This window comes from Mannheimia cairinae, assembly GCF_028649535.1.
Lineage (GTDB): Bacteria > Pseudomonadota > Gammaproteobacteria > Enterobacterales > Pasteurellaceae > Mannheimia > Mannheimia cairinae.
The window spans coordinates 114,918-140,122 of sequence record NZ_JAQSJE010000004.1 but is presented as its reverse complement, the minus strand read 5'-3'; the positions used below and the strand labels follow the sequence as shown (position 1 = coordinate 140,122).

Sequence of the window (25,205 nt, the reverse complement as noted above, 5' to 3'; positions counted from 1 at the left end):
AAACAAGCGGTAGAATTTGTAAAAGTTTTTGCAAATTCTAAAATCATATAAGTTAATGACTATAATCTCTCGCCCCAAAAATCGCCGTACCAATTCTTACCATTGTTGAGCCACATTCAATCGCTGCCGCCATATCGTCAGACATTCCCATTGAAAGCGTGTCAATGCCGTCAAATTCTGCCTGCAAGCGGTGAAAAAGTTGCTGCATTTTGCAAAGGGCGATTTTTTGTTGCTCTGGCTCACTTTCTGGCTTTGGAATTGCCATTAACCCACGTAATTTAAGGTTAGGCAACTGTGAAATCGCTTTCGCAAGTGGCAGCATTTCTTCGGGTTCAATGCCAGATTTGGATTCTTCATCGCTAATATTAATTTGAATTAATACATTCAGCGGTGCTTTTTCTTGCGGACGTTGTACATTTAAACGCTCAGCAATTTTTAGCCTATCGACCGTTTGAATCCAATCAAAATGGGTTGCTACCAGCTTGGTTTTATTCGATTGCAAAGGCCCGATAAAATGCCATTCAAGGTCGTTTCTATTTGCAAAATATTCGATTTTTTCGACCGCTTCCTGCACATAATTTTCGCCAAAGGCAGTTTGCCCTGCGGCAACTGCCTCTTCAATCGCCTGCACGGGTTTGGTTTTAGATACAGCCAGTAATCGCACATTCGAGCGATGATATTGGACTGAGATTTGCTGAATTTGTTGATGAATTTGGGCTAAATTCATTGAAATTGACATTTCCGTTCCTTTCATTTCACTTCTTTTGGTAAACTAAGGCAAAATCATATCATATTTGAGGCAAAAAAATGTTAGACCTAACCAAGATTAAATTAGTCATTACCGATGTGGACGGTGTTTTAACCGATGGTGGAATGTACTACACCGATGAAGGGGAGGTGATGAAACGCTTCCACGTTCACGATGGCTTAGGTGTTAAAATGCTACAAAGTTGTGGCATTAAGGTAGCAGTGTTATCGGGTGGCGATACCGCTCTGCTCCGTAAGCGTTTAGAGGTGTTAAAAATTGATTTAGCGTTATTAGGCAAAATGGAAAAACGCTCTGCTTGCTTTGAGTTAATGCAACAAGCAGGTGTAACCGCCGAACAAACCGCCTATATTGGCGATGATACCCTTGATTTACCTGCCTTTGAAGCTTGCGTATTGGCGATTGCCCCACGCAATGCCCACGATTATGTAAAAGACCAAGCCGATTGGATTTTAGAGAAAGCCGGCGGCGAAGGTGCTTTTCGTGAAGTAGCCGACCGCATTTTAGAGGCCCAAGGCTTTAGCGAAATTTTTAAAACCGCCGACGGTTTTTTGACTATTGCGGGGAAAATGGCTCAGTAGCCACATTATCCCGTTTTACACGGGATAATTCTTAATCTGCTTTTTTGCCCTCAATATATCGCTCAAAATTATTGATATATTCTTCCAAATTGGCAGTTAGCATCTCTTTATATTGTTCAACAAAATATTGAATTACCTCATCTTTGGAGTCCACTAATTGTTGCTTATATTCCGCTTTACTTGAAGCAACATAAGCGTTAAAACGGGCACAGGCAAATAGCATCGCATTACTTACTTGGTTTGGGGCAATATTTTGTAAATGAGCATTGGCAATATTAATAAAGCCGTCTGCACGTTGGTAAAAGGTTGGGTCAATTTGTTTGTCTGTAATCTTAATCATAATATCCTCAATAATAGGTGTTCATCTCTTTAAAAAATAAATACAAGCGGTTATTTTTTTGCAAAATTTTACAAAAAAACAACCGCTTGTAAGTTAAAAAATTAATCGTCTAGCGTGATTGCATCTTTGATCTTTTTAAGAGCTGCATTCTCAAGCTGGCGAACACGCTCGGCTGAAATGCTATATTTATCCGCCAAATCTTGTAAAGTCGCTTTATTATCATCTAGCCAGCGGGTTTTGATAATGTCTTGACTACGTTCATCAAGCGTTGCAAGTGCATACGCTAGCTGAGCAGTTGCTTGCCCGTTATGCTCTTCGTCTTCTAAATCGTCCGCAAAATTAGAACTGTCGTCTTCAATATACATAGAAGGAGCATAAGACTCATCGTCATCTTCGCCTGCTGGCAAATCAAAACCAAGATCTTGCCCTGTCATTCGAGATTCCATCTCACGCACTTCTTCCACCGACACACCAAGATCGTCCGCTACTTTTTTAATTTCTTCTTCATTAAACCACGCTAAGCGGTTTTTATTTTTACGTAAATTGAAAAACAGTTTACGTTGTGCTTTGGTGGTGGCCACTTTGACAATTCGCCAGTTTTTCAACACATATTCGTGAATTTCTGCTTTTACCCAGTGTACCGCAAAAGAGACTAAACGCACGCCAACATTGGGGTCAAAACGTTTTACCGCTTTCATCAAGCCGATATTGCCTTCTTGAATTAAATCTGCCAATGGCAAGCCATAGCCTAAATAACCACGGGCAATATGAATAACAAAACGCATATGCGATAAAATCAGCTGTTTTGCCGCCTCTACATCTTCATCATAGTAGTAACGCTCAGCCAGCTCTTTCTCTTGCTCAGCCGTTAGAATCGGATATTGATTCGCCATTCGGATATAGCTATCTAAATTCCCTTGTGGCACAGGCATAGAACCAGCGACTAAAGCAGGGTGCATCGCCTCTACCGAAGAGTTGCCTTCCTCATCAATTTCATCTGGTTCGACAGCCTCCGCTTCAATGATCTCTGCATCTTCAATATCGTTTTCTTCAAACTTTTTCATTCTGTCTCTCTTAAACTACAAGTTGTCTGGTTATTATAACAGTGTTCGTCTTAATCGTATGCTATTTTATATAGATACTAAGTAAAGTAATGAGTTCCAGCAAAATTCGCAAATTTTTTTGCAAAGTAGCCCGCTTTCCTTTAGAATAGTTCTACTTTTGGGGCTGATTTTGGATTCGACGGGATTAGCGAAGCCCAAGGTGCACGTCGAGGTGCGGTAGGCCTCGTAAATAAACCGCAAAATAATAGTCGCAAACGACGAACAATACGCTTTAGCAGCTTAATAACCTGCCTTAAAGCCTTATCTCCTCAGCTTCCGCTCGTAAGACGAGGGTAAAGATAAGTCACCCAAAACGAGATCGTGTTGAAGCCGCCGCTTTAGGATCGAAGCACTAAATTGAATAAAGCTAGTTTTTTGATGGCGTGTCTGTCCGCAGTCAATTAATGAAATTAAAGACGAGACTAAACGTGTAGTGCTGAAGGTAGAGTAATTTCGGACGGGGGTTCAAATCCCCCCAGCTCCACCAAATTGTAAACCTATAGAGTTCTATAGATACCTAAAGAGCCTTGAATTTCAATAGTTCAAGGCTTTTTTATTGTCCTATCCGTACCTATAAGATACAATCAAATCCGAAGATTTTAGTTATATGTTTAGTTATACGGTATATCTAAACTTTAATCCCATATAACTAAAATCATGGTTAAGCTTTGCTATTCAAGGCTCAAGGGGAATTTATGGCACGATTGACGACACCTCTCACAAATACACAGCTAGATAAAGCTAGCCCCAAAGAAAAAGAATATACATTGTCTGACGGCAAAGGACTTTATTTGCTGATAAAGCCTAACGGATCTAAGTTGTGGCGATTTAACTATTACAAGCCGTATACTACCCCGAAGAAGCGAGCTTTAATTAGCATTGGGAGTTATCCCGATATTTCATTACAACAAGCAAGACAAACTAGAGATGTGTTTAATGTCTTGCTTGCTCAAAATATCGATCCTCAAATCCACCGCCAAGAACAAGCACAAGCGAGGGCTAATGAGCTCAATACAACTTATGAGAATGTGGCGTGGGCTTGGTTAGAACACCGCAAAACCAAGAAAAACTTTTCGGATAATTACCAAAAAGACGTGATCGCCTTAATCAAAAATAACCTACTCCCCCATTTTGGAAAAATGCCTATCACGCATATAACCGCACCGATGGCGATTAAAGCCTTTAAACGCTATCAAGACGAGGGCAAGCTAGAGAAGCTAAAGCGGACGATTCAAAAGCATAACGAAATAATGACCTTTGCTTTACATCGTGAAATGATACCGGCTAACCCTACCGCCAATATTGCGAAAGAATTTGATAGCCCGACTGTAGAGCATTTTAAAACAATCAAGCCGGAAGATTTAGGGGAGTTCTTATATACCTTACAGAATGCACAAATCCATTTACAAACACGCTATTTAATTTTGTGGCAGTTACTCACTATGACACGCCCAAATGAAGCAGCAAAAGCAAAATGGGCGGATATAGACGAAAGGGCAAAGTTATGGACTATTCCAGCCGAAAACATGAAGCGAGGCATAGAGCATAAAATCACGCTCTCACGGCAAGCCGTTGCACTCTTACGAGAGATTAAAAAATTAAGTGGCGGTAAGGAATATTTATTCCCGAGTGTCAAAAATCCACAAACACACGTAAACCCCCAAACCGCTAACGGAGCGATTAAGAGAATGGGCTATAAAGGAAAGCTAGTTGCTCACGGCTTACGCTCGATTGCCTCAACCTATCTTAATGAGAAAGGTTACAACAGCGATTTAATAGAGGTTGCTTTATCGCATATGAACTCAGACAGGATAAAGGCGGCATACGACAGGGGTGAACGGCTAGAGCAACGCTTTAAACTTCTTCAAGTATGGGCTGATTTTGTAGAGGAATGCTCACAAGGTAGCTTGCCTCAATATCATTTAAAAGTAGCTTAGTGAAGCTTCCGCCAAATACGACCGCTTATAATGCCGTTAAGATGATTTCTTGACGGCTTTTTTATTGTCTAAATATATTAAAAAAATACGACACCTATTTTTTTCCACTTTTCTGTCACTTATCACTTCTATACCCTTTCAAGCCTTGATAAATAAGGAAAGTAAGGAAGTGATAGAGGAAGTGATAACAAGTGATAGAAGTGATAAAACAGGGGTAAATGATAAAAAATTTCTGAAAATTTTAGGAATTGAGAATATCTAAATGCAATAGCACCTATTGAAAAATTGAGATTCTTTTATAATCATTGAATATTCTCATTGATTTAATCAAAGCTTTATAGGGAGATATTATGACGACACTATACGATGATTTATTAGAAGGCTTAACGGCAATGAAGGAGCATTTAGAGGGGAAACGAACCCTACGGACAGAAACTCTAAAACGCCCAGAGCCGAGCCATAATTTAACCTATAAAGCATTACCAAAACCTATACAAGTTTATTAAGTTGTAATTTATCTTTATAACACATGAATAAAATAACCTAGTTAGGTTACTAGGCAATAGGAGATTTAATAATGTTTGATGAACTAAAGATAGCTCAAGCAACGGCTTATTTATTAAATAAGGCTGGCGGCACAATGGAGCATATCAAAGCGATGAAACTACTCTATCTTGCCGACAGATTATCTTGGGATAGATACAATTATTCAATTTCAAATGATGAATATTACTCTTTGCCATATGGTCCTATATTAAGTAATACACTTAACTTAATGAGAGGCGAAGAGGCTAGCATTTACCAAAAGGCAAGTATATGGGGTGAATGGATAGCGGATAAAGAAGATCATAAAATTAGCCTTAGAAAAGAAATAGATACAACTGATGAATACTTTTTTGATTGCCTTTCTGAAAGTGACACAGAAATTCTAGATGAAATCTTTGCTAAATTTGGAGGCTTTAAGCCTTTCGCTTTAGTTGAATATACCCACAACCCTAAATACATTCCAGAGTGGGAAGAGCCTCAAGGAAGAAGTAAGCCTATTTATTTAAAAACCTTACTCTCTCATTTAGGCAAAACAGAAAGTGAGATTGAAAATATATTAGAGCAATTAGAAGAACAAGAGGCAATGGCAAAACTCTTAAGCGGTTCAAACAATGCCTAATATAACAAGACAAGTTACAATTCTTCGCCCAACTAACTACGGAAAAGAAGAGAACAATTATAAACACTTGTATATCTTACTTACTGATCCTTGTTTTGATGGAGAAACTGGTAAAGAAGATATGATTTTAAGTGTGAGTTGTTCAAGTATAAAAGACGAAAAGCCCCTAGATATAAGCGTTTTCTGAAAAATGCAATAAATCAAAATGCCTGTATGAATATTCTATAACTCTAATAAGCCGCTGATTGAAATATTGGCGGCTTTTTTATTCCCTCTACTCCCCTACTCTTATGAAGTTCAGCACGCATCTAAACCTATTTTTATTCACTGTAATAAAACACAGTCTTTTTGTTTGGGATTTTTATGAATAATTGGTAAAATACAACCTATTAGGTTCAATCCGTATCTATACGGATTTATTCAAATTAGCGTGGATAGTGGCGGAGTAGCTACCAAAACGAAAGGAGAAAGCCCTTTATTTCTCTTTCCACGCTCTCACATAAAGGCAGCGCATAGGGGCGTTAGTTAGATAATGGCAAAAACACAACATTACTATAATTCTTTACCTGAGTGTTCAGTTGTAGATTATGAGCTTATCCCATACACAGAAGGCGCTTTATTATGGTGCGGAGTGAGATTTGATGATTTATCAGATGAAGTAAAATTAACATCAAGAATATCACAAAGTATTTATAGCCACCCTTATATCCCTTGTTTAGAAAAAAAAACTAGAATGCTAAATAGAGCAATCAGTGAAGGTAAACTAAGGGTTGTTAGGGAACATGGAGAAGGAGGGGAAATTCTTACTGACTATCTAGGCAATATAAGAAAGGATAATAAAGGAAATCCTATGATTGATCACGTTGCTTATGATAGACGTTATTTTTGGATTAAAGATTTAAAAGCCTTTATTTCTGAACATTACCCCAATGATCGCCCTAAAACCATTTTTCACGATGAAGAATTAAAGCCTATTGTTGATTTAATTGAATATGAAAGAATGAGTAAAGAATATCAAAAATTACTTGCTGAAAATACCAATCTAAAAACAGATTTAGCAAATGCAGAAAGTAAAACTAGGGATAGTGATTTAGCGCTTCAATCAATGGCAATTCAAGTACAACAAGCCAAAATGGCCCAAAAAGACGCTGAAGATCGACTAGAAAAAGGGCGTGAACTTTACCGGCAGTTACAACGACAAAAAGCTGTAAATCCCGATAAAGTAGCAGATGTTCTTAAATTAATGAGCCTTTCTTTTGATGATTTACCGAAAAAAGGGGATAAGCTCACGGCAAGCGGATTAAATTCTTATCTGTACAAATTGAAAGCAAAAATAGAACGAGAAACAGGGCAAGAACTGCATTATTCTATACCTGATACAAAAACATTATCAAACTATCTTAATCGTTAAATCTTAATGGGCAGATCAGAAATGCCCTTTTTTATTATCTAAATTTTTGGGAATACTTAGGAATTCCCAATACCTAAAATTTCAGTTCTCTCAAAATACCCCTATCCAAACCGCTTATACCCTTTCACGGTTTAAGCATTTCAATTCCAATTCAACAGTATAGGGGAAAAACAATGACCGAAAGTGTAACTACTCATTCAACCGATAATGTTCGCATTATCCGCCCACTTCACGCACACCAAAAATTAGGCGTAGGCAAAACCACTTTTTCAGACTGGCAAAATCCGAAATCTAAACGCTATCGCCCTGACTTCCCGAAGAAGATTCAACTAGGAGCAAATTCGGTTGGTTATCTAGAGAGTGAAATCAACGCATTTATTCAATCACTAGCGAATAGCAGAACAGTATAGGGAGGTTGCCAATGACAGCAGAAAATTATTCAGCCACTCAATTAACCGAATTCTTACCGATTGTTACGCAACAACATCAAGGAGAAATCAAACAATTAGTTGATGGTCGCCAATTATGGCAATTCTTAGAGAGCAAACAGCACTTTGCGGACTGGATTGTAAAAGCGATTGAAGCAGGTTTCTTTGAGAAAAATAAGGATTATTTTACGTTTCATAAAATTATGAATCGTAAACAAGGCGTTAGAGGTGCAAGTAAACGCAATGAGTATTTGCTGACCGTATCAATGGCTAAAGAATTAGCTATGTTAGAGCGAAACGAGCAAGGGAAATTAGCGAGAAAATACTTTATTCAATGTGAAGAGCGGCTATCACAGATTGCACCTGATGATGTAATGCAGTATCGCCAACAATGGCATAAAGACCGAGAGGCAGTAAAAACCCCATTCAAGCGAATGTGTAACTCACTTGAACAAGCAAGAGAAAGAGAGGGTAAGGCAACAAGCCAAAAGCACTATATCAATGAAGCAAAAATGCTAATGAATGTGCTATTGGGTATGAATGTTCATCACTGGCGACAGGCTCACAACATCATAGGCGATACAAGAAACGCTCTTAATATCGAGCAGTTGCTCAAACTGGAATATCTAGAGCAAGCCGATAGTTTGTTGCTTGATATGGGAATATCCGATTATCAGCAACGCAAGAGCAAGCTCGCTGAGATGTTAGCAGTTAAATTTAATCAGAAGTAACGAGGCAAATAATGCGGTGCATTATAGCAAAACAAAACCCCGTTTTAATGCGGTTAGCTATTCGCCATTATCTAGAAAACAACAAAGGCAATAAAACGCCATTATTCACGTTTTTAAGCCTGTATTCAGATAATGAGCCTTACCTCCTGCTCGAGCTTTTAATAATGCTAGGTAGGCGAATAGAGGCACTAGAGAAGCAATACAAGGTAATGCCAATAGAAAACGATTTAATCACGGTAGGCATATTAAAGAAACAACTCAATAAGCTGCTAAAAGTGGCGGAGAGAATGGAGAATTAAACAAGATGAAAACAAAAAACACATTAAAACACGAATTAAATTTACCGGGTATTACCGCTTTAATGAATGAGCCTATCAAAGCAACATTGAGCTTTTTAGGTTTTCCGCATATCCGAATTGAACGACTATACCACGATAACGGCAACCCATTTTTTATTGGGGTGCTTTCTCTTGACCTAGACGACCATATCAATATTGAAATGGCGGGAGCTACAGGCTTTTTAGAAGCTCTCGCTATCATTGCCTATCATCAACAACTAACCGCTACTCCCCTATTAGTGAATGATGACCTTGTGGCGGAAATTAACAAGCTTCCGCCACCGCAGCAAATAAATCCATTTATCGATCAACACGGAAACAAAATCACTAAAGAAATGATGAGTAAAGAATATCGTAAAGGAATCGATCTAGCCTTTACTGAAAAACGAATGAAAGAGGGGAAAGAATGAGCAAACTCACTCCAAAGAACGGTCCTATTACGGTCCGTATTGAAGAAGGACAAGGAAAATGAAAACACTCAAACCAAACTTTAAAACCTATCCGCAAACTAATCGTCTTTTCGCCTTGAACAAAATAGCGATTGAACGTTGTAAAACAGACTATCCCGACTGTTATCACTTCAAAAAGGCATTAGCGGAAGAATGCAAGGAATTAGCCGAGCGGTTGAAAATGGGGCTTGTTCTGATTAATGAATTAAAGGCTAGCAATACCACGCAGAAAAGCAACCAGAACAGCGATTTTAAGGCTTTTCGTAATGGGGCAAGGTATTTAATCAAACAGCTTGAAGAAACCACCTTACACGTTGCTAACGTTGAGAATGGCGATTACGAGCCGACACCATACACACCAATAAAAAACAACGCATGATACATCCCGAAATAGTAGGGAAATCCCGAAAAAGTAGGGAACACAAAATATAGGACAGACAAAATGAAAAAACAAAGCGAACAAACGAACGAAGAAAAAGTATTGCTAGAAGTGGTACTTAATGAGAATGGTATTTCAGACCTTGAATACTCTTTTAAGTATTGGATTAACAGCCCTAGAACCTATATCAGCGATTTTGAGAACAAAACAGGGCTTAAGCTATGGCATAACCAAACTAAGACCGCTAATGGCAAGCGTTGCACGTTCTACACTCTACCCGACCGCAAAACAGCCCAAAAGGTTATTAGTTACCTCAACCATAAGGCAAATTTACGAGGGGAAACAGCTATCACTACTGAACAAGAACAGCAGATTTTAAATCGTTTTAATGTGTGATAAGAGGTTATCAAATGCCAAGAATACGATCAGAAACCCTGACACCGAAGCAAGAAGCCTTTTGCCTTGCTTATGTTGAATGCGGTAACGAATTAAGAGCCTATCAAACCATTAACACAGGCACAATGAAACCGCACTCAATGCGAGCAAGGGCAAGCGGTATGATGAATGATTATCGAGTATTTGCCCGAGTAAAAGAGCTGATTATAGAGCGTAAAGCACAGGGCAAAGCATTGCCAAGATTTAGGCGAGGTTCACTGGTGGCGGAATGGTTAGAGGGTGAGAGAGATTAAAAACGATCCCCTATAAAACCCTGCTTTTTTTTCGACAACATTACCCAAAACAGGTAAGAAATATTACCCAAAAAGGGAAAACTTTACCTAAACAGTAAATAAAAATCCCTAGCCATACACAGCTAGGGATAAGGACACAAAATGAAAAGTTATCAAACCTATTTTAGAACAAATATTAATTTTGTTCATTATAAACAATCAATAATTGAATTTTTTTCACTTAACAAATGGCTATTACAGATTTATGCTTTAGTCGTTGTAGCAAAATCTACAACCGAGCCTGAGAACTCGAATAATTTATACACGGCGAACAGTAGCACGCCTTTAACTCGTGCTTTTTTTGTTCGTAGCACACGCACACCTAAAGAAAACAGAATGCAGATTCGCATTGTGGCATTTCTCTCAATGGTAGCGTGTAATGGGAAAGGTTCGCCCTTTGCTGTGTCCCGTGTATCGCAGTTTCTCAGCCCGTTACACGTTACCGCCCAAACCCTGAGAAGTTTAGCGGTAGCCCCTACAATCTACACGGAGCTATTAGCTATGATCTACAAATTCCTATGCTTAAACCGCACTAAGCACACCTACAATCAAGAAACCTTATACATTCAAGCCGACAGCGAAGAGCAAGCACGCTTACAGCTATCTGCGGATTATCGTCTATTGCTTGACCGTCCTATTGCAAAATTCCGAGCAAATCAGACCGCTTGTCAAACCCCTGAACAAAATAACAGATTGCCAAATGCTGGCGGTTGCGGTTATGATGAAAGCACTACTAAAACAGTTACCGGCAATCGCACCCGTAAGATTTGCGATTTTTTTGTATCTCGAATTCAACAAAATCACGGGAATACTACACCCGAGATCTATTCAGAATTTGCGGTACGGTTGATAAGCCGAGATAAGCCAAGCAATTGGACGAATAAGGCTAGCCGTGTAACTGCGGTAGTTGAGACCGTATCGCACCTATTAGCGATATATCCTTTCAATCACTCACTAAAAACAGTTACAAATATGAAAAATCTAACCCAATCCCCTAGCGGCAACACCGCTAAATCGCTATATAGCGTTATCCTAACCCACAAAGACGGCTCAACTTTTGACTGTGCTGTGAATGTATCTCTTGATCGTGCTAATCAAATTAAAGCCGAGATAGAGCAAAGAAAAGCAAGAAATGCTTTTGGTTTCCATGACCTAGAAGCAATTACTATCACAAGCGAAAAAGGAGGCTTATATGCGTAAGGTTGAAATCAAAAACGCTTTATCAGAATTATGGCAAGCACAAGCAATGGCTGAAATCATTTCCAATGCTGATTTAGAAAAAGCTGATCCTATCACAATTCAAACTACTGTCAGATGCATTTCAAAATTCATTTTAGATGGCGTAATGACACTTGAAGAAGAGCTATAAAAAAGGGGGATATTATGTGTAAACAAGTAATACGTGACTTAGCAGATATTAAGCACGAAATAGATACAGCCCACGCTTTTTTAAATATTGCCCTGACTGGTAAAGGTTGCGTATATCGTGGGGAAGATAAATCCCAAACGCTCACGAAAGAAGAAACGATACAAAGTGCATTTGATAGCCTAGATTCAGCCAAAGCAATGTTAGATGACTACCTAGAAGATATGGCGGAAGATATAGGGGGCAACAATGGCTAAATTAAAGAATGCCCCTAATGTGAGCAAGCAACCTAAAGGCAAGCCCTATGAGGCTTATATCATCGCAGGTTCGACAGCATGGAATAAAACCAAGCAGCAAACGATTCTTGAATGGACGAAAGCCGAAGCTAATTATCAACCTATCATACTAGGCGATACACAACTAAAAGACATTGACCGATTAAAATTAGCGGTAGATGTAGGCACAGTATCAATATATCGAGCGGGAGAACTCACAGAAAGCGATAAGAATGCTATTTGTCAAAACCTAGCCAAGCATTCAACCGTTGAAACCGTTGCTTTCTATGATGAAGCCTTACAGTTTGAGGAAAACGCAAGCAACTATATTTCACGCTTGAGAAGTGAGCTTAAAAGCGAACACAAACCGCTTGAGATACCCGAAGCCCCAACACAGCTAGAGCTTATTCAGCTATTCAAGCAATGGTTCAATAAGCCTTTAAAATGCGATTATGACACTCAAATGATTTACGCATTTAATGGCGTATATTGGGAAGCAATAGGCACTCATCATTTAAAAAGACGATTGGCGGATTTTCTAGATGAATATGAGCAAAACTACACCGCCGATAAAATCAGTAGAATTATTGCCTTACTAGAAATCAAGCTTGATGAATTACCTAGAGCCAATCCGCATATCACAGGCTTTACGAATACGGCTTTAAATAAACTGACTGGAGAGCTATTACCGCTTAATATCGACCTACATTTAAGAGGAATTGAACCATTTGAATTATCCATTGCAACAGATACGCCTTATTTTGATGATTGGCTGTCCTTTGTGACGGAAAACGATGAAAGCAAGCGTGAAGCTATTCTAGCAGGCTTATATATGATTCTGACTAACCGCCACCAATGGGCTACATTTATTGAAGCTACTGGCGTAGGGGGAGCGGGTAAAAGCGTAATGGGTATGATTGCGACACTCTTAAACGGAAAAGCAAACACGGCTTTCATTACTTTAAATGAAATGGAAGATGAAAAGCACAGAGCGACCTTAATTGGGAAAAGCCTTGCGTATAGTTCAGATCAAGAGCCATATAGAGGGAGTGCTGAGGATTTAAAACGACTGACAGGGGGCGATATAATACGAGTACGCCATTTATATGAAGCTCCCCAAGATGTGAAAATCAATGCGTGCTTCCTTATGCTTACCAATCATGCCATGAGCTTTAACGATAGAAGCGGAGCGATACAACGTAGGCGAGTGATTATCCCTTTTACTCGAAAAATACCGCTAGAGAAAAAAGACGTTTATTTTATTGAAAAGGTTCAGAAAGAAATTTATGGCATAGTACACAAATTACTTGAGAGATTTCCTAATCCTGAAGAAGCGAGGCTCATTCTAGAAGCGTACAAAGAAAATTCAGATAGCCTAGCGATCAAAGCAAACGGAAACCACCTTGTAGAGTTCGCTCAAGCGTTCGAGATTACGCCGGCAAAAGGATTGCCATGGGGAAGTACTAGAAGCCCACTCGCAACAGATAAAGCAATCTATAACGCTTATCTTTACTTCACAGGTTGTCAAAATCTAAAGCCAAAAGATATATTACCTCTAGGGGCATTTAGAGAAGCGTTTAAATCAGCCCTCAAGGAGATAGGCACAGGAGAGCTAACCGAGAGAATATTAGACGGAACACGCTATACAAACGTTATTCTAAAACACAGTATTACAAACTGGACTTAACCAAACTACCAAGCTCTTAATGACGAATTAGGGGCTTTTTTATCACTTTCTATCACTTCTATCACTTCTATCACTTCTTTTATCACTTCCCTTGAAGCCTTGTGCCATAAGGCTTTTACCCCTCAAAAAGTGACAAGTGACAGAAAAAAGCAAAAAAACTTTTAACTGTTTAATTTTGTTCTAAATGTATATGTGACCTAAATCATCATTGAGTGCAAAACAGAACCAAGCCTTAATCTGAAATTGCGATATAATGCCCCTAATATTGCGACCAGAAAAACACTATGCCAAGAACAACAACCTATCAACCTAAAATAGCCAATAGCATTTGCGAACAAATAGCAAATGGGGCTAGCTTACGTTCTATTTGCGATAATCCGAGTATGCCTAATAAATCGACTATATTCCGTTGGTTGAATAAATATCCTGACTTTAACGCACAATATCGCCAAGCGATGAAATGGCGATTAGAATACTACCTTGATAGAGTGCTAGAGATTGCGGATAGTGCGACAGAAGAAACATTAAAGGCGAGCCGATTACAAATTGATAGCTTGAAATGGTATGTAGGAAAACTATCGGCTAGAGTGCATAGATGAATAAAATAAACGGCTCTTCCGAGCCGTATAGATGATTATCTGATTTCAATATTAACGTTATAAGATGAGGTCTTATTTTTTATTGCAGCTGCTTTAGGCTGTAAAACTCTAATTTCGTATGAGCCAGTTTTAGGAAGCAAATACGGTTGATCTTGAATAAAATCGTCAGCGTCATAAAGTACAGCTTCAGCATTTCCTTTAGTTGTCAAATTTACATTTAGTGTTTGCCCTTGTTTTGCTGAAAACTTATAAGATACGCATTGCCAACCTTTAACCTTACCATTATAGCTTGCTGAATAAGCCCCTTTCTTAAACTTGACATTTGTCATCTTACAATCTTGTGCAGCACTAGCCATAGATGTAGCTGATAATACAGCTAAACCAGTAAGACCAGTCATAAACAATTTACTTAACTTAATTTTCATATATTCTCCTAGTTAGGTTTGAGTAATTTCTGTCATATAGACAACTTGAATTTAGGATTTATCCTTACATCATGATTTTATGATTAAAAAACATTCTGTTTAATGGGGTGACTTTTGATTTTAGTTATACGTTTAGTTATATCCTGAAAGATCAATTTCACAACAATCCTTATGTTACAAGGCTCTACCGCATGTAATTCAGATGACCCCAGCCCTATAGAGTTCTATAGATACCTAAAAAGCCTTGAATTTCAATAGTTCAAGGCTTTTTTATTATATAAATTGTATAAAAACCTTTATCTAGTCCCATATTGGGATTATAATACCATTATATTGGATAGGGGCAATTATGAGAATTATCTCAACATCAACACTTATTGACTACTACACAAAGCACCCTGAAACAGAGCAACCTTTAAAAGCGTGGGTGGCGGAAGTAAGAAAGGCAAACTGGCAAACCGCACACGATATTAAAGCACAATATAAAAATGCGAGTATTCTTAAAAATCGCAGAGTGGTATTTAATATTAAAGGAAATAATCATCGTTTGATTGTGGCGGTAGCTTTTAGACTAGGGGCGGTATATATCAAATTCATAGGCACGCATACTGAATATGACCGTATAAATGCTGATGAAGTAGAATTATAGAATAGAGGTAAGCAAATGAATATAACACCAATTAGAACTGATACTGACTATCAAAACGCACTAAAAGCCATTGAGCCGTTCTTTGATAGAGAAGATGAATTAACTGATGATGAGTTAGATTATTTTGATGTTATGCTTAGCCTTATTGAAAACTATGAAAGCAAACATTATCTAATCGAACTGCCAGACCCTATTGAGGCAATTAAGTTTAGAATGGACCAGCAAGGGCTAGAAATTAAAGATTTAGATAATATTATCGGTAAGCCTAACCGGGTATATGAGATTTTTAATAAAACGAGACCGCTTACGCTGAATATGATTAGAAAATTACATAGTAAGCTAGGGATTGGGGCTGATGTGCTTATTCAAGTTTAGCCCTCTACACAGAAACCTAAGTTAGCCGTTAATGCAAATTAACGGCTTTTTTTACTGTCCCTAAAAGCCCCATACAACCAATCTAATCCAAAGATTTTAGGAGTAATAGCCTAAAATAAAAAGGACTGAATTGATTAAATATCGAAAACAGTCCTTAAATAATTATTAGCCTTTATCGGCATTTATTAGGCAATACTAATTGTACGATTAGCCTTGATATTTTTGGAATACTAAACACGCATTCGTTCCACCAAAACCAAAGCTATTAGACATTACTGTTGTTAGTGCTTTGTCTTGACGTTCTGTTACGATATTTAGGCCTTCTGCTTGCTCATCTAGAGTTTCAATATTGATTGAAGGAGCAATAAAATCATTATCTAGCATCAATAATGAGTAAATTGCTTCGTGAGCTCCTGCTGCACCTAGAGAGTGTCCCGTCATTGATTTTGTTGAAGAAATAGCAGGTTTTTTATCTCCAAATACATTGCGAATTGCACCTAACTCTTTCACATCACCAACTGGGGTTGATGTGCCGTGTACGTTGATATACTCTACATCGCCATTCACTGTTGCCATTGCTTGTTTCATACAACGCTCAGCACCTTCACCACTTGGTGCAACCATATCGTAACCATCAGAAGTTGCTCCATAGCCTACGATTTCAGCATAAATTTTTGCACCACGAGCTAAAGCGTGTTCTAGTTCTTCAACAACAACAACCGCACCGCCACCGGCAATTACAAAACCATCACGGTTTGCATCATAAGCACGGCTTGCTTTGGTTGGTGTATCATTATATTTCGTTGAAACAGCCCCCATTGCATCAAATTCAGTTGCACATTCCCAAGAAAGTTCTTCTGCACCACCAGCAAAAACAATGTCTTGTTTACCTAATTGAATTAACTCCATTGCGTGCCCAATACAGTGTGCTGAAGTTGCACAAGCTGAGCTAATAGAATAGTTTACACCACGAATTTTATAAGGAGTTGCTAAACAAGCAGAAACACTTGATGCCATTGTTTTTGTAACAGCATATGGCCCAACCGCTTTCACGCCACGTGGGCTACGTACTGCATCGCAAGCGACTAATTGGCTATGGGCAGAACCTGTACCTGCACCAATCACAAGCCCTGTACGATCATTTGAAACTTGTTCATCTGTTAAACCTGAATCTTCAATCGCTTCTTTCATTGAAAGATAAGCGTAAGCCGCTGCATCACCCATAAAGCGATAAATTTTACGGTCAATTAATTCCGCTGGATTTAATTTAATCGTACCAGCGACTTGGCTACGCATTCCAACCTCAGCAAATTCCGGTACAAACTCAATACCTGATTTACCTTCTTTTAATGAAGCTAACACCTCATCTTTATTGTTACCGATACTTGAAATAACACCTAAACCAGTAATAACGACTCTTTTCATTTTGTTTTGCTTCCTTCATCATTTAAGTTCTGAAAATATCAATTCAGCTTACACTTGTTCACTCAAATAAGCTACTAAAACTTACTTAGTTTACACGATTTTGTTACTGGTCTGAACTCTTTTCAAAAGGATAAAACGCTGATCCGAGTTGTTTTTGACAAAAAAGAATAAAATCATCTATTTATCGACTTTTTTAACCAAGTTAATTACATAATGATAACTTTTCAGATAAAATATTAAGCAGATCACATTTTGGTAAGGAAAACTTAGCGTGAAAGAATTAACCCTTAAAGCAAACCATATAGATGCTGTAAATAAAGTTGCGACTGAAACCGCAACAGGGAATAGTTTTGCACAAAAGTTAGCTTTTACTAAAGCAAGAATTACAAAGCTAAATGAGTACCGTATTGAGAGAGCTATTAGTGCAAATAATCAAAATTTCGCTCACGTATTCTCACTTATTCCTTTGCTTATTCACCTTAACCATCCTGCTCTTCCTGCTTATGTAGAGAATGCTCCTCAAGGTATTTGGCATTTTGAACTCTCCGAATATCAAAAGCATTTTCTAATGTCGTATAGCTTTGATGAAGCTATTTCTGCATATCATTTAGAAAATCAAGCTGATTTTGATGCTCTTTATTCAATGGGGAGTACCGGTTCTATAACCCAAACCAGCCTTTCTGATCTCGATTTATGGTTATGTTATTCAGATAATTTGACAATAGAACAATATAAGCTGATGGAGCTTAAAATTGCTAAATTACAAGAATGGGCAAAAACATTTCAAGTAGATATTAATATTTACTTGATGAATCCAGAACAGTTTAAAAGTCAAACCTATAGTAGTGGCGTAACAGATGAACATAGTGGTTCTGCCCAACATTTTTTCTTGTTAGATGAGTTTTATCGTTCTGCTATTTTATTGGCTGGAAAGCGATTGCTTTGGCTACATTTGCATAAAAACGACTACCAAAATGTAAAAAACAATCCTGAAATTAATTTGGATGAATGGGTTGATTTTGGCGATTTTTCTAGCCTTTCTACCAGCGAGTTCTTTGGTGCAAGCTTGTGGCAACTCTATAAAGGAATCAATAATCCATATAAATCAGCAATTAAAATTTTGCTGTTAGAGTGTTACGCTCATACTTATCCAAAAACGAAATTAATTTCAAAGGAATTTAAACAGAAACTTTTAAGTGATGCTTCTATTCAATATCATTTTGATCCTTATTTAGCGATGCTTGAGCTGGTTACTGAAAACCTTATTAGTCGCAAAGAGTGGATAAAATTAGACCGCTTACGTGTCTGTTTTTATACTAAAGCTATTGAAGGGGAAGCAAGTAAAAATTGGCGTTCAAATGATCTAAAAGAGCTTGTAACACAGTGGTCTTGGTCTGAAGAACAAACTGCTTTGTTACTTAATCGCCAACATTGGAAAATCAAACAAGTAATGAATCACGATCTAATGTTAGTCGATCATTTATTACAAAGTTATCGTAATCTTATTCATTTTGCTCGAAAATTTCATATTAATCCGAGTATTATGACTAATGATATTGATATTTTAATGCGAAGACTTTATTCCGTGTTTGAATCATTGCCAGGAAAGGTTTCGCTAATCAATCCTAAAATTTCTTCAAATTTAGCTGAACAAAATATGACATTTATTGAGGCTAAAGAAGGAAGTGCAATGCAAGCCGGTTGGTATTTAGTTAATCAAGCACCTAAGAGCCAATATGATTCTGAAAACCGTTATGTTCATTATAATAAAAATCCGATTAAGCTCATTGCTTGGGGATATTTTAACGGTATCATTAATGCCAATACCCACTTACATACGATTAGCCGTAATTTGAATATTGAAAAATTACGCCAATTTATTACCGATTTACGTTTATCATTTCCAATTCAAGCACCAGAAATGACAAATGATGATTTACATCACCCAAATGAAATTCGAAATTTAGTTATTGCGATTAATCTAGCTCAAGATCCAACTCAAGATATTCCTAATTTACCTAAAAAAGTACATCAAAGTGATTTGTTTAACTTTGGCAACGCACAAAAACCGCTTGTTGGTAGTGTTAGTATTATTTATCGTAATGTTTGGAATGAAATTCGTACACAACATTTCGAAGGTGATGATGCTATTTTAAAAGCATTAAAATTAGTCTCTAATCGGATATATCAAAGTTCTGCTTCGCCTCGTTCCGTGAATGTATTCTGCTACAGTAAACGTTTAAGAAGCCAGTTACGAGAGTTTGTGGCTGATTTAGTTCATAAATGTATCACTATTCAAACAGGCTGTGTTTTACAAACCACTGAGCTGGATACATTAAAAATTGCAGGTAAAACCTGGCAATTTGTCTTTAATAAGCAAACGATTGGTTTGAAACAAATTGAAGAACAAGCGGTTGAAAATTCAGAAAATATTGCAAATGATGTAGTAGTAAAAGAAAAAGCTCTTGAAAAAATAAAACGAGAATTTCCTTACCAAATTAGTGAATTTGCTAGTGAAGGTTTTCTGCAATTTTTCTTTGAAGATAACGATAATAATAGTTTTAATGTTTATGTCGTCGATGAACGCAATAGCGTAGAAAGTTATTATAACTGCTCTGGCAACAAAGAAGAGAAAATTAGAAAAATTAATCGGTCACTTAATGAAAAACGATTAAATGCTGAAGTTAGCTCTGCTTTTGGAAGCTTCAATTATCCACAGTTTTATCAAATTATCTCTCCCAATAATGAGATATGTATTGTGCCGTATCAAAGTCGTCAGCACTTAGATTATTTAGCACAACAAAATAATTAAAAACAAGCTCAAATCATATGAGCGAATAAAAAATCAAATATATCAAGAACAAGTGAGAATATATGTCAAGTTTAGCGAGCCCAGAATTAGTTAAAACCGTTGTACTGCTTGCAACCAGTGTTACTATCGTGCCTCTTTTTAAACGAGTTGGATTAGGAAGCGTACTCGGTTACTTAGTTGCTGGTTGTTTAGTTGGGCCATCTGGTATCGGATTATTTCAAGATCCTACCGCCGTCGTGCATATGGCGGAACTGGGTGTTGTAATGTTTCTATTTATTATCGGTTTGGAAATGCACCCTGAATTACTGTGGGCAATGCGTAAAGCTATTTTTGGCAGAGGTCTTCTACAAGTTGCAACCTGTGGAACATTATTGACTTTAGCAGGGATTTATCTGCTAGGGTTCTCAAAAGAAGTGGCTTTTATTGCAGGAATGGGGTTCGCACTTTCATCAACTGCTATTGTAATGCAAGTGCTTGAGGATAAGGGGATAAACTCTACACCTAAAGGCCAACGTATTGTCGCAACGTTATTATTTGAAGATTTAGCGATTGTACCATTATTAGCTTCTGTAGCTTTTCTTGCACCAAGTCAAGCAAGTGAAGAGCCTAGTACAAATTGGGCGGCTATCGGTATCAGCTTAGTTGCTGTACTCACACTTATAGCTGCAGGTAAATGGTTGATCAATCCTGTCTTTAGGGTTATTTCTAAAGCAAAAGTACGAGAAATGATGACAGCGGCTGCATTATTAGTTGTACTTGGTGCTGCCTTATTAATGGAAATCAGTGGGCTTTCAATGGCAATGGGAGCATTCCTTGCCGGTGTTATGCTTTCTGAATCTTCATTCCGCCATCAATTAGAAGCCGACATTGAGCCATTTCGTGGGCTACTACTAGGGCTATTCTTTATGGGGGTTGGGATGTCTTTAGATTTGAGCCTTGTACTAAATAATTGGTTATGGCTATTAGCAATTGTAACTGTCTATGTTATCGGTAAAGGAGTTGGAATTTTTACGATTGCCGTATTTACCCGACTACCACTTGCTGAATCAATTATGCGGACAACGATTATGGCTCACGGTGGGGAATTTGCATTTGTACTCTTCTCTGCTGCTGCAACTGTCGGGATTCTATCACCAGATAATCACGCAACATTGACTGCTGCGGTTATTGTTTCAATGTTGCTATCCCCTCTTTTACTACTTATAAAACAAGGCGTGAAAAAGAAAAAAGCAAAAAATGAATCGCCAAATATGACGGGGGTTGAAGTTCCAGAAGACTTAGAAGCAAATGTATTAGTGATTGGATTTGGACGCTTTAACCAAATTGTCTGCCAAGTTTTATTAGCAAGAGGATTAAGCGTATCAGTTATTGACTCTGACACGGATCATATTCGTGCGGCTGCTCGTTTTGGTTTTAAAGTATATTATGGTGATGGTGCACGTTTAGATGTATTACGAGCGTCTGGCATAGCTAATGCAAACTGCGTTATTATTGGTGTAGGTAAGCCAGATAGAACAGAACGTATTGTAGAACTGATTAAATCAGAATATCCGCTAGTACCCATTTTTGCTCGTACATTTGACCGCCAAAGTGCTGTAGATTTAGTCAAAAAACACCATATTGATTATTATGTTCGTGAAACTTTTGAGTCTGCCCTTACCTTGAGCCAAGCCGCCATCGAACATCTTGGGTCAAGCGAGCACGAAGCAAAAGAAATTATTAACTATGTGCGTCGTCTGGATTCAGATCGTTTTAATGAAGAAGTATTACACGGTTTCTCAGCAGAAGTTGTACGAAAATATTGGGTGCCAACACCTTGGATTAGCCCTCAACACGAAGGAACAGCATTAAATGCAGAAACTGCTGATATGCTCGAAGAGCTAGGGGAAAATGTAGAAGTTGCTGAAGTTGAATTTGATGATATCCAAAAGGTAGCAAAGGAAGCTCAACCTGAAGAGATACTACTCACTGAAGAAAATAGCACCTCAAAGTCTAATTAACAGTAAAACGCAACTGTTCTTAACAGCCTAAGTCTATTTCTAACAAAAATAAACTTAGGCTGTTTTCTTAACTTTCTTCTCTTAACCACATTTCTTTTAACAAGCGGGTAAATTTACCCAATAATTTACCAATCATTAAGTACACTAAAGTTTACAGTGATAGTAAAAAAATACAAAAATTTATTTTAATCTGTTTTTATAATAAAAATCAGAATTAAATTCTGATTTAAAAACATTAAATCTTACAAAATAAGAAAAAAACAAAAAATAAAATAATTAAACACTAGTGCGTTTTGTAACAAAAAAATAACATACTGTTTTTATATTTATTTTCTTAGTAGAATGAAATCCTTTTTACATCTTACCTAATTGAAAGGAACATAATATGACACAACAAATTGAACGTTCTACTTGGCACAGTAAATTTGCTGCTATGGGGCCTGGTATTTTAATGGCATCAGCAGCTGTTGGTGGTTCGCATATTGTTGCATCTACCCAAGCAGGAGCTATCTATGGTTGGCAACTTGCAATTATTATCATCTTAGCGAATATCTTCAAATATCCTTTTTTCCGTTTTGGTGTGCAATATACATTATCAACGGGTAAAACGTTATTAGAAGGATATAAAGAAAAAGGTGGGATTTATCTTTTCATATTCTTCTTACTCAATGTATTTGCAGGTATGATCAACACTGCGGCTGTTGGTATTGTTTGTGCTGCAATTCTAAAATTTATCTGTTCTGCGATTGGTATCCAATTTGATGTTAGCATTCCTGTTGCAAGTACAATTATTATTACACTCACTTGGGGAATCTTACTATTAGGACAATATCGCTTTCTCGATAAACTCTCGAAATGGATTATGATTGCATTAACTGTTTCAACCGTTACTGCCGTAGTGATCGCTGCATTAAAAGGCGGGGTTGAAATTGCACCAGATTTCGTAGAACCTTCCCCTTGGAATTTAGCAGCCTTAGGCTTTATTGTAGCATTAATGGGATGGATGCCTGCACCTATCGAAATTTCAGCAATTAACTCAATGTGGGTTATTGCGAAAAAACGCTTAAATAAAGTTAGCTATAAAGATGGTATTTTTGACTTTAATGTTGGCTTTATTGGTACTGCAATGCTTGCACTGGTTTTCCTATCTCTTGGGGCATTAGTGCAATATGGTTCTGGTGAGCAAGTAGAACAAGCTGGTGTAAAATATATTGCTCAACTTATTAAAATGTATGCTTTTGCCATTGGCGATTGGTCTCAGCTACTTATCGCATTCATTGCATTTATGTGTATGTTTGGCACAACAATTACTGTTGTTGATGGTTATTCTCGAGCAAATGCAGAAGCACTGAGATTATTACTTGGACGTAAACAAAATTCACAAACAGAATTAAGCATTTGGATTACCGCAACAGCCCTAATTGGTATTTTAATTATTACCGCCTTTATGAGCGATGTTGCTAAAATGCTGAACTTCGCAATGATCTGTTCATTTGTATCAACCCCTGTATTTGCTTGGTTAAACTTCTCTTTAGTGTTGAAAGGTGAACATCGTGCAACTGGTGGATTATTTTGGTTAGCAATTTTTGGCTTGATTTACCTAACAAGCTTCACATTACTATTCTTAGCACAACAATTCGGTATTATTGGCTAATATGAAAAAAGCGAGCATATAATTTGCTCGCTTTCTACTTATCTTATTGTTTTATCTCAGCTAAATAAGCTTTATTTGCCCGTTCAAATGTGTCTCTTACTGTTTGACTTGGCATAGGTGTTATAAGTGATACAACAACAATCATTATAGTCGCACTGATAAAGCCTGGAATCATAGAATACATCTCTGGCAAACTAAGTGCTAGAGTAATATTTTCCCAGAAGTGTACTATTAATGCCCCTGTCAGCATTCCTGCAATAGCCCCAAAGCCATTCATACGTTTCCAAAATAAAGAAAGTAAAACAACCGGGCCAAAAGCAGAACCAAATCCTGCCCACGCATTACGCACTAAACCAAATACTTTACTATTCGGATCTTGTGCAATATAAATCGCTAAAGCTGCCACAGCAAGAACCATTAAACGACTTAGCCAGACAAGCTCTCTATCCGAAGCTTTTGGGCGTAAAATGCCTTTATATAAATCTTCAGTAATAGCACTTGAGCAAATTAATAATTGTGCCGAAAGTGTACTCATTACAGCAGCTAAAATAGCAGATAGTAATACACCTGCAACCCAAGGGTTAAACAAAAGTTTAGATAGTTCAATAAAAATCTGTTCTGGGTTTTGACTAACCGCTCCTGCTTTTTCTGGATAACCAAAGAAATATGCCATTCCAAAATAACCTATGCCAATAGCACCAATTAAGCAGATGATCATCCACGTCATACTAATACGGCGAGCTTTTTCTAATGATTTAACACTTTCTGCCGCCATAAAGCGAACAACAATATGAGGTTGCCCAAAATAGCCTAATCCCCAAGCCATTAAGCTAATAACACCTAAAACCGTTGTACCAGTGAAAATATCGTTATAATCTTTTTGTGCCATTTCGCCTGCTTTATTGATTAAAGTCTGCATCTCATCAAAGCCACCTAGATTAAACATTACAAACATCGGTGTTAAAATTAAGGCAAATACCATTAATGAAGCTTGGATAGTATCCGTCCAACTTACCGCTAAAAAACCACCTATAAAGGTGTAAAGAATAGTCGCAATAGCACCATACCAAATTGCTTGGTGGTAAGCTATACCAAAGAGATTTTCAAATACTCGAGCACCGGCAACAACACCTGATGCACAATAAATTGCAAAAAAGAGTAGAAAAATGACCGCTGATAAAATTTTAATTAAACGTGTTTTATCGCCAAAACGATTATGAAAATATTCTGGTAATGTTAAAGCATCCCCACTATGTTCAGTATGTGAACGTAAGCGACCTGCCACTAGCTTCCAGTTTAAATAAGCCCCTATCGTCAAGCCAACCGCAATCCAGCCTTCAATTAAACCTCCGGCATAAATTGCACCTGGTAAACCCATTAATAACCAGCCAGACATATCTGAAGCTCCTGCTGATAATGCGGTTACAAAGCTACCTAAACGACGACCACCTAAAATATAATCCGCCAAATTATTGGTTACACGATACGCAATGAAACCAATAGCGATCATCCCTACTATATAAACAACAAACATTACTGTTGTTGGATCAAAACCAAACATTAATAAATCCTCAAGATTTCC

28 protein-coding genes and 1 other RNA gene are annotated in these 25,205 nt (G+C 37.6%); 23 read left to right on the top strand and 6 right to left on the bottom strand.

Annotation, left to right across the window (positions count from 1 at the left end):
• Window positions 1–52: 52 nt before the first annotated feature.
• Window positions 53–739: a YggS family pyridoxal phosphate-dependent enzyme gene (locus tag PTQ27_RS05360; RefSeq protein WP_273747754.1), complete on the bottom strand. Its 687-nt coding sequence runs from the start codon at window positions 737–739 to the stop codon at window positions 53–55.
• Window positions 740–807: 68 nt separating this feature from the next.
• Here PTQ27_RS05360 and PTQ27_RS05355 point away from each other — a divergent pair, with 68 nt between their 5' ends.
• The gene (locus PTQ27_RS05355; protein WP_273747753.1) at window positions 808–1,347 is read left to right on the top strand and encodes a KdsC family phosphatase; all 540 of its coding nucleotides are present in this window, start codon (window positions 808–810) and stop codon (window positions 1,345–1,347) included.
• A 31-nt stretch (window positions 1,348–1,378) separates the two neighbouring features.
• On the opposite strand, the gene PTQ27_RS05350 is transcribed toward PTQ27_RS05355, so the two are convergent.
• On the bottom strand, window positions 1,379–1,687 hold the full coding sequence (locus PTQ27_RS05350; protein WP_273747752.1) for a DUF3144 domain-containing protein: 309 nt from the start codon (window positions 1,685–1,687) through the stop codon (window positions 1,379–1,381).
• Window positions 1,688–1,788: 101 nt separating this feature from the next.
• Entirely contained in the window at window positions 1,789–2,751 is a 963-nt protein-coding gene (rpoH, locus tag PTQ27_RS05345) for an RNA polymerase sigma factor RpoH (RefSeq protein WP_273747751.1), read from the bottom strand.
• 159 nt (window positions 2,752–2,910) lie between these two features.
• Here rpoH and ssrA point away from each other — a divergent pair.
• The 17 genes from ssrA (at window position 2,911) to PTQ27_RS05260 (ending at window position 14,283) form a co-directional block, all read left to right on the top strand.
• Window positions 2,911–3,277, top strand: a transfer-messenger RNA (tmRNA) gene (gene ssrA, locus PTQ27_RS05340).
• A 208-nt stretch (window positions 3,278–3,485) separates the two neighbouring features.
• Window positions 3,486–4,727, top strand: coding sequence for an integrase arm-type DNA-binding domain-containing protein (locus tag PTQ27_RS05335; protein ID WP_273747750.1), 1,242 nt, complete (start codon window positions 3,486–3,488; stop codon window positions 4,725–4,727).
• A 350-nt stretch (window positions 4,728–5,077) separates the two neighbouring features.
• On the top strand, window positions 5,078–5,233 hold the full coding sequence (locus PTQ27_RS05330; protein ID WP_273747749.1) for a hypothetical protein: 156 nt from the start codon (window positions 5,078–5,080) through the stop codon (window positions 5,231–5,233).
• 71 nt (window positions 5,234–5,304) lie between these two features.
• Window positions 5,305–5,892 (top strand): Panacea domain-containing protein, encoded by a 588-nt coding sequence (locus tag PTQ27_RS05325; protein ID WP_273747748.1) that lies wholly within the window; start codon window positions 5,305–5,307, stop codon window positions 5,890–5,892.
• Between the two features lie 532 nt (window positions 5,893–6,424).
• The gene (locus PTQ27_RS05320; protein ID WP_273747747.1) at window positions 6,425–7,303 is read left to right on the top strand and encodes a hypothetical protein; all 879 of its coding nucleotides are present in this window, start codon (window positions 6,425–6,427) and stop codon (window positions 7,301–7,303) included.
• A 173-nt stretch (window positions 7,304–7,476) separates the two neighbouring features.
• Window positions 7,477–7,713: a helix-turn-helix transcriptional regulator gene (locus PTQ27_RS05315; RefSeq protein ID WP_273747746.1), complete on the top strand. Its 237-nt coding sequence runs from the start codon at window positions 7,477–7,479 to the stop codon at window positions 7,711–7,713.
• Window positions 7,714–7,724: 11 nt separating this feature from the next.
• Window positions 7,725–8,462, top strand: coding sequence for an antA/AntB antirepressor family protein (locus PTQ27_RS05310; RefSeq protein WP_273747745.1), 738 nt, complete (start codon window positions 7,725–7,727; stop codon window positions 8,460–8,462).
• An 11-nt stretch (window positions 8,463–8,473) separates the two neighbouring features.
• Window positions 8,474–8,761 carry a hypothetical protein gene (locus PTQ27_RS05305; protein WP_273747744.1) on the top strand — a complete coding sequence of 96 codons (288 nt, stop codon included), beginning with the start codon at window positions 8,474–8,476 and terminating at the stop codon, window positions 8,759–8,761.
• Window positions 8,762–8,766: 5 nt separating this feature from the next.
• A complete protein-coding gene (locus tag PTQ27_RS05300) occupies window positions 8,767–9,210 on the top strand; it encodes a hypothetical protein (protein ID WP_273747743.1) in 444 nt (147 codons plus the stop codon).
• A 58-nt stretch (window positions 9,211–9,268) separates the two neighbouring features.
• On the top strand, window positions 9,269–9,628 hold the full coding sequence (locus PTQ27_RS05295) for a hypothetical protein (protein ID WP_273747742.1): 360 nt from the start codon (window positions 9,269–9,271) through the stop codon (window positions 9,626–9,628).
• A gap of 63 nt (window positions 9,629–9,691) precedes the next feature.
• Window positions 9,692–10,024, top strand: coding sequence for a PM1773 family protein (locus PTQ27_RS05290; protein WP_273747741.1), 333 nt, complete (start codon window positions 9,692–9,694; stop codon window positions 10,022–10,024).
• Between the two features lie 14 nt (window positions 10,025–10,038).
• Window positions 10,039–10,317, top strand: a complete 279-nt coding sequence (locus PTQ27_RS05285; RefSeq protein ID WP_273747740.1) for a terminase small subunit — start codon at window positions 10,039–10,041, stop codon at window positions 10,315–10,317.
• Between the two features lie 141 nt (window positions 10,318–10,458).
• Window positions 10,459–11,556: a host cell division inhibitor Icd-like protein gene (locus tag PTQ27_RS05280; protein WP_273747739.1), complete on the top strand. Its 1,098-nt coding sequence runs from the start codon at window positions 10,459–10,461 to the stop codon at window positions 11,554–11,556.
• Complete coding sequence (locus tag PTQ27_RS05275; RefSeq protein WP_273747738.1) at window positions 11,549–11,725, top strand: hypothetical protein; 177 nt, start codon at window positions 11,549–11,551, stop codon at window positions 11,723–11,725. Before PTQ27_RS05280 ends, PTQ27_RS05275 begins: the two co-directional genes overlap by 8 nt.
• 14 nt (window positions 11,726–11,739) lie before the next feature.
• Window positions 11,740–11,979, top strand: coding sequence for a hypothetical protein (locus PTQ27_RS05270; RefSeq protein ID WP_273747737.1), 240 nt, complete (start codon window positions 11,740–11,742; stop codon window positions 11,977–11,979).
• A 19-nt stretch (window positions 11,980–11,998) separates the two neighbouring features.
• Window positions 11,999–13,684, top strand: coding sequence for a DNA primase family protein (locus PTQ27_RS11535; protein ID WP_273747736.1), 1,686 nt, complete (start codon window positions 11,999–12,001; stop codon window positions 13,682–13,684).
• A gap of 284 nt (window positions 13,685–13,968) precedes the next feature.
• Complete coding sequence (locus tag PTQ27_RS05260) at window positions 13,969–14,283, top strand: terminase small subunit-like protein (RefSeq protein ID WP_273747735.1); 315 nt, start codon at window positions 13,969–13,971, stop codon at window positions 14,281–14,283.
• Window positions 14,284–14,318: 35 nt separating this feature from the next.
• On the opposite strand, the gene PTQ27_RS05255 is transcribed toward PTQ27_RS05260, so the two are convergent.
• A complete protein-coding gene (locus PTQ27_RS05255) occupies window positions 14,319–14,708 on the bottom strand; it encodes a hypothetical protein (protein ID WP_273747734.1) in 390 nt (129 codons plus the stop codon).
• A gap of 349 nt (window positions 14,709–15,057) precedes the next feature.
• On the opposite strand from PTQ27_RS05255, the gene PTQ27_RS05250 reads away from it, so the two are divergent.
• Window positions 15,058–15,357, top strand: coding sequence for a type II toxin-antitoxin system HigB family toxin (locus PTQ27_RS05250; protein ID WP_273747733.1), 300 nt, complete (start codon window positions 15,058–15,060; stop codon window positions 15,355–15,357).
• 15 nt (window positions 15,358–15,372) lie between these two features.
• A complete protein-coding gene (locus tag PTQ27_RS05245) occupies window positions 15,373–15,732 on the top strand; it encodes a helix-turn-helix domain-containing protein (protein ID WP_273747732.1) in 360 nt (119 codons plus the stop codon).
• A 207-nt stretch (window positions 15,733–15,939) separates the two neighbouring features.
• Here the strand turns inward: PTQ27_RS05245 and fabB are convergent, their stop codons facing one another.
• The gene (gene fabB / locus PTQ27_RS05240) at window positions 15,940–17,157 is read right to left on the bottom strand and encodes a beta-ketoacyl-ACP synthase I (RefSeq protein WP_273747731.1); all 1,218 of its coding nucleotides are present in this window, start codon (window positions 17,155–17,157) and stop codon (window positions 15,940–15,942) included.
• Between the two features lie 271 nt (window positions 17,158–17,428).
• Here fabB and PTQ27_RS05235 point away from each other — a divergent pair, with 271 nt between their 5' ends.
• The 3 genes from PTQ27_RS05235 (at window position 17,429) to PTQ27_RS05225 (ending at window position 23,623) form a co-directional block, all read left to right on the top strand.
• On the top strand, window positions 17,429–19,969 hold the full coding sequence (locus PTQ27_RS05235; RefSeq protein ID WP_273747730.1) for a class I adenylate cyclase: 2,541 nt from the start codon (window positions 17,429–17,431) through the stop codon (window positions 19,967–19,969).
• Window positions 19,970–20,031: 62 nt separating this feature from the next.
• Complete coding sequence (locus tag PTQ27_RS05230; protein WP_273747729.1) at window positions 20,032–21,969, top strand: monovalent cation:proton antiporter-2 (CPA2) family protein; 1,938 nt, start codon at window positions 20,032–20,034, stop codon at window positions 21,967–21,969.
• A gap of 385 nt (window positions 21,970–22,354) precedes the next feature.
• Window positions 22,355–23,623: an NRAMP family divalent metal transporter gene (locus tag PTQ27_RS05225; protein ID WP_273747728.1), complete on the top strand. Its 1,269-nt coding sequence runs from the start codon at window positions 22,355–22,357 to the stop codon at window positions 23,621–23,623.
• A 43-nt stretch (window positions 23,624–23,666) separates the two neighbouring features.
• On the opposite strand, the gene putP is transcribed toward PTQ27_RS05225, so the two are convergent.
• Window positions 23,667–25,184 carry a sodium/proline symporter PutP gene (putP, locus tag PTQ27_RS05220; protein ID WP_273747727.1) on the bottom strand — a complete coding sequence of 506 codons (1,518 nt, stop codon included), beginning with the start codon at window positions 25,182–25,184 and terminating at the stop codon, window positions 23,667–23,669.
• Window positions 25,185–25,205: the final 21 nt, after the last annotated feature.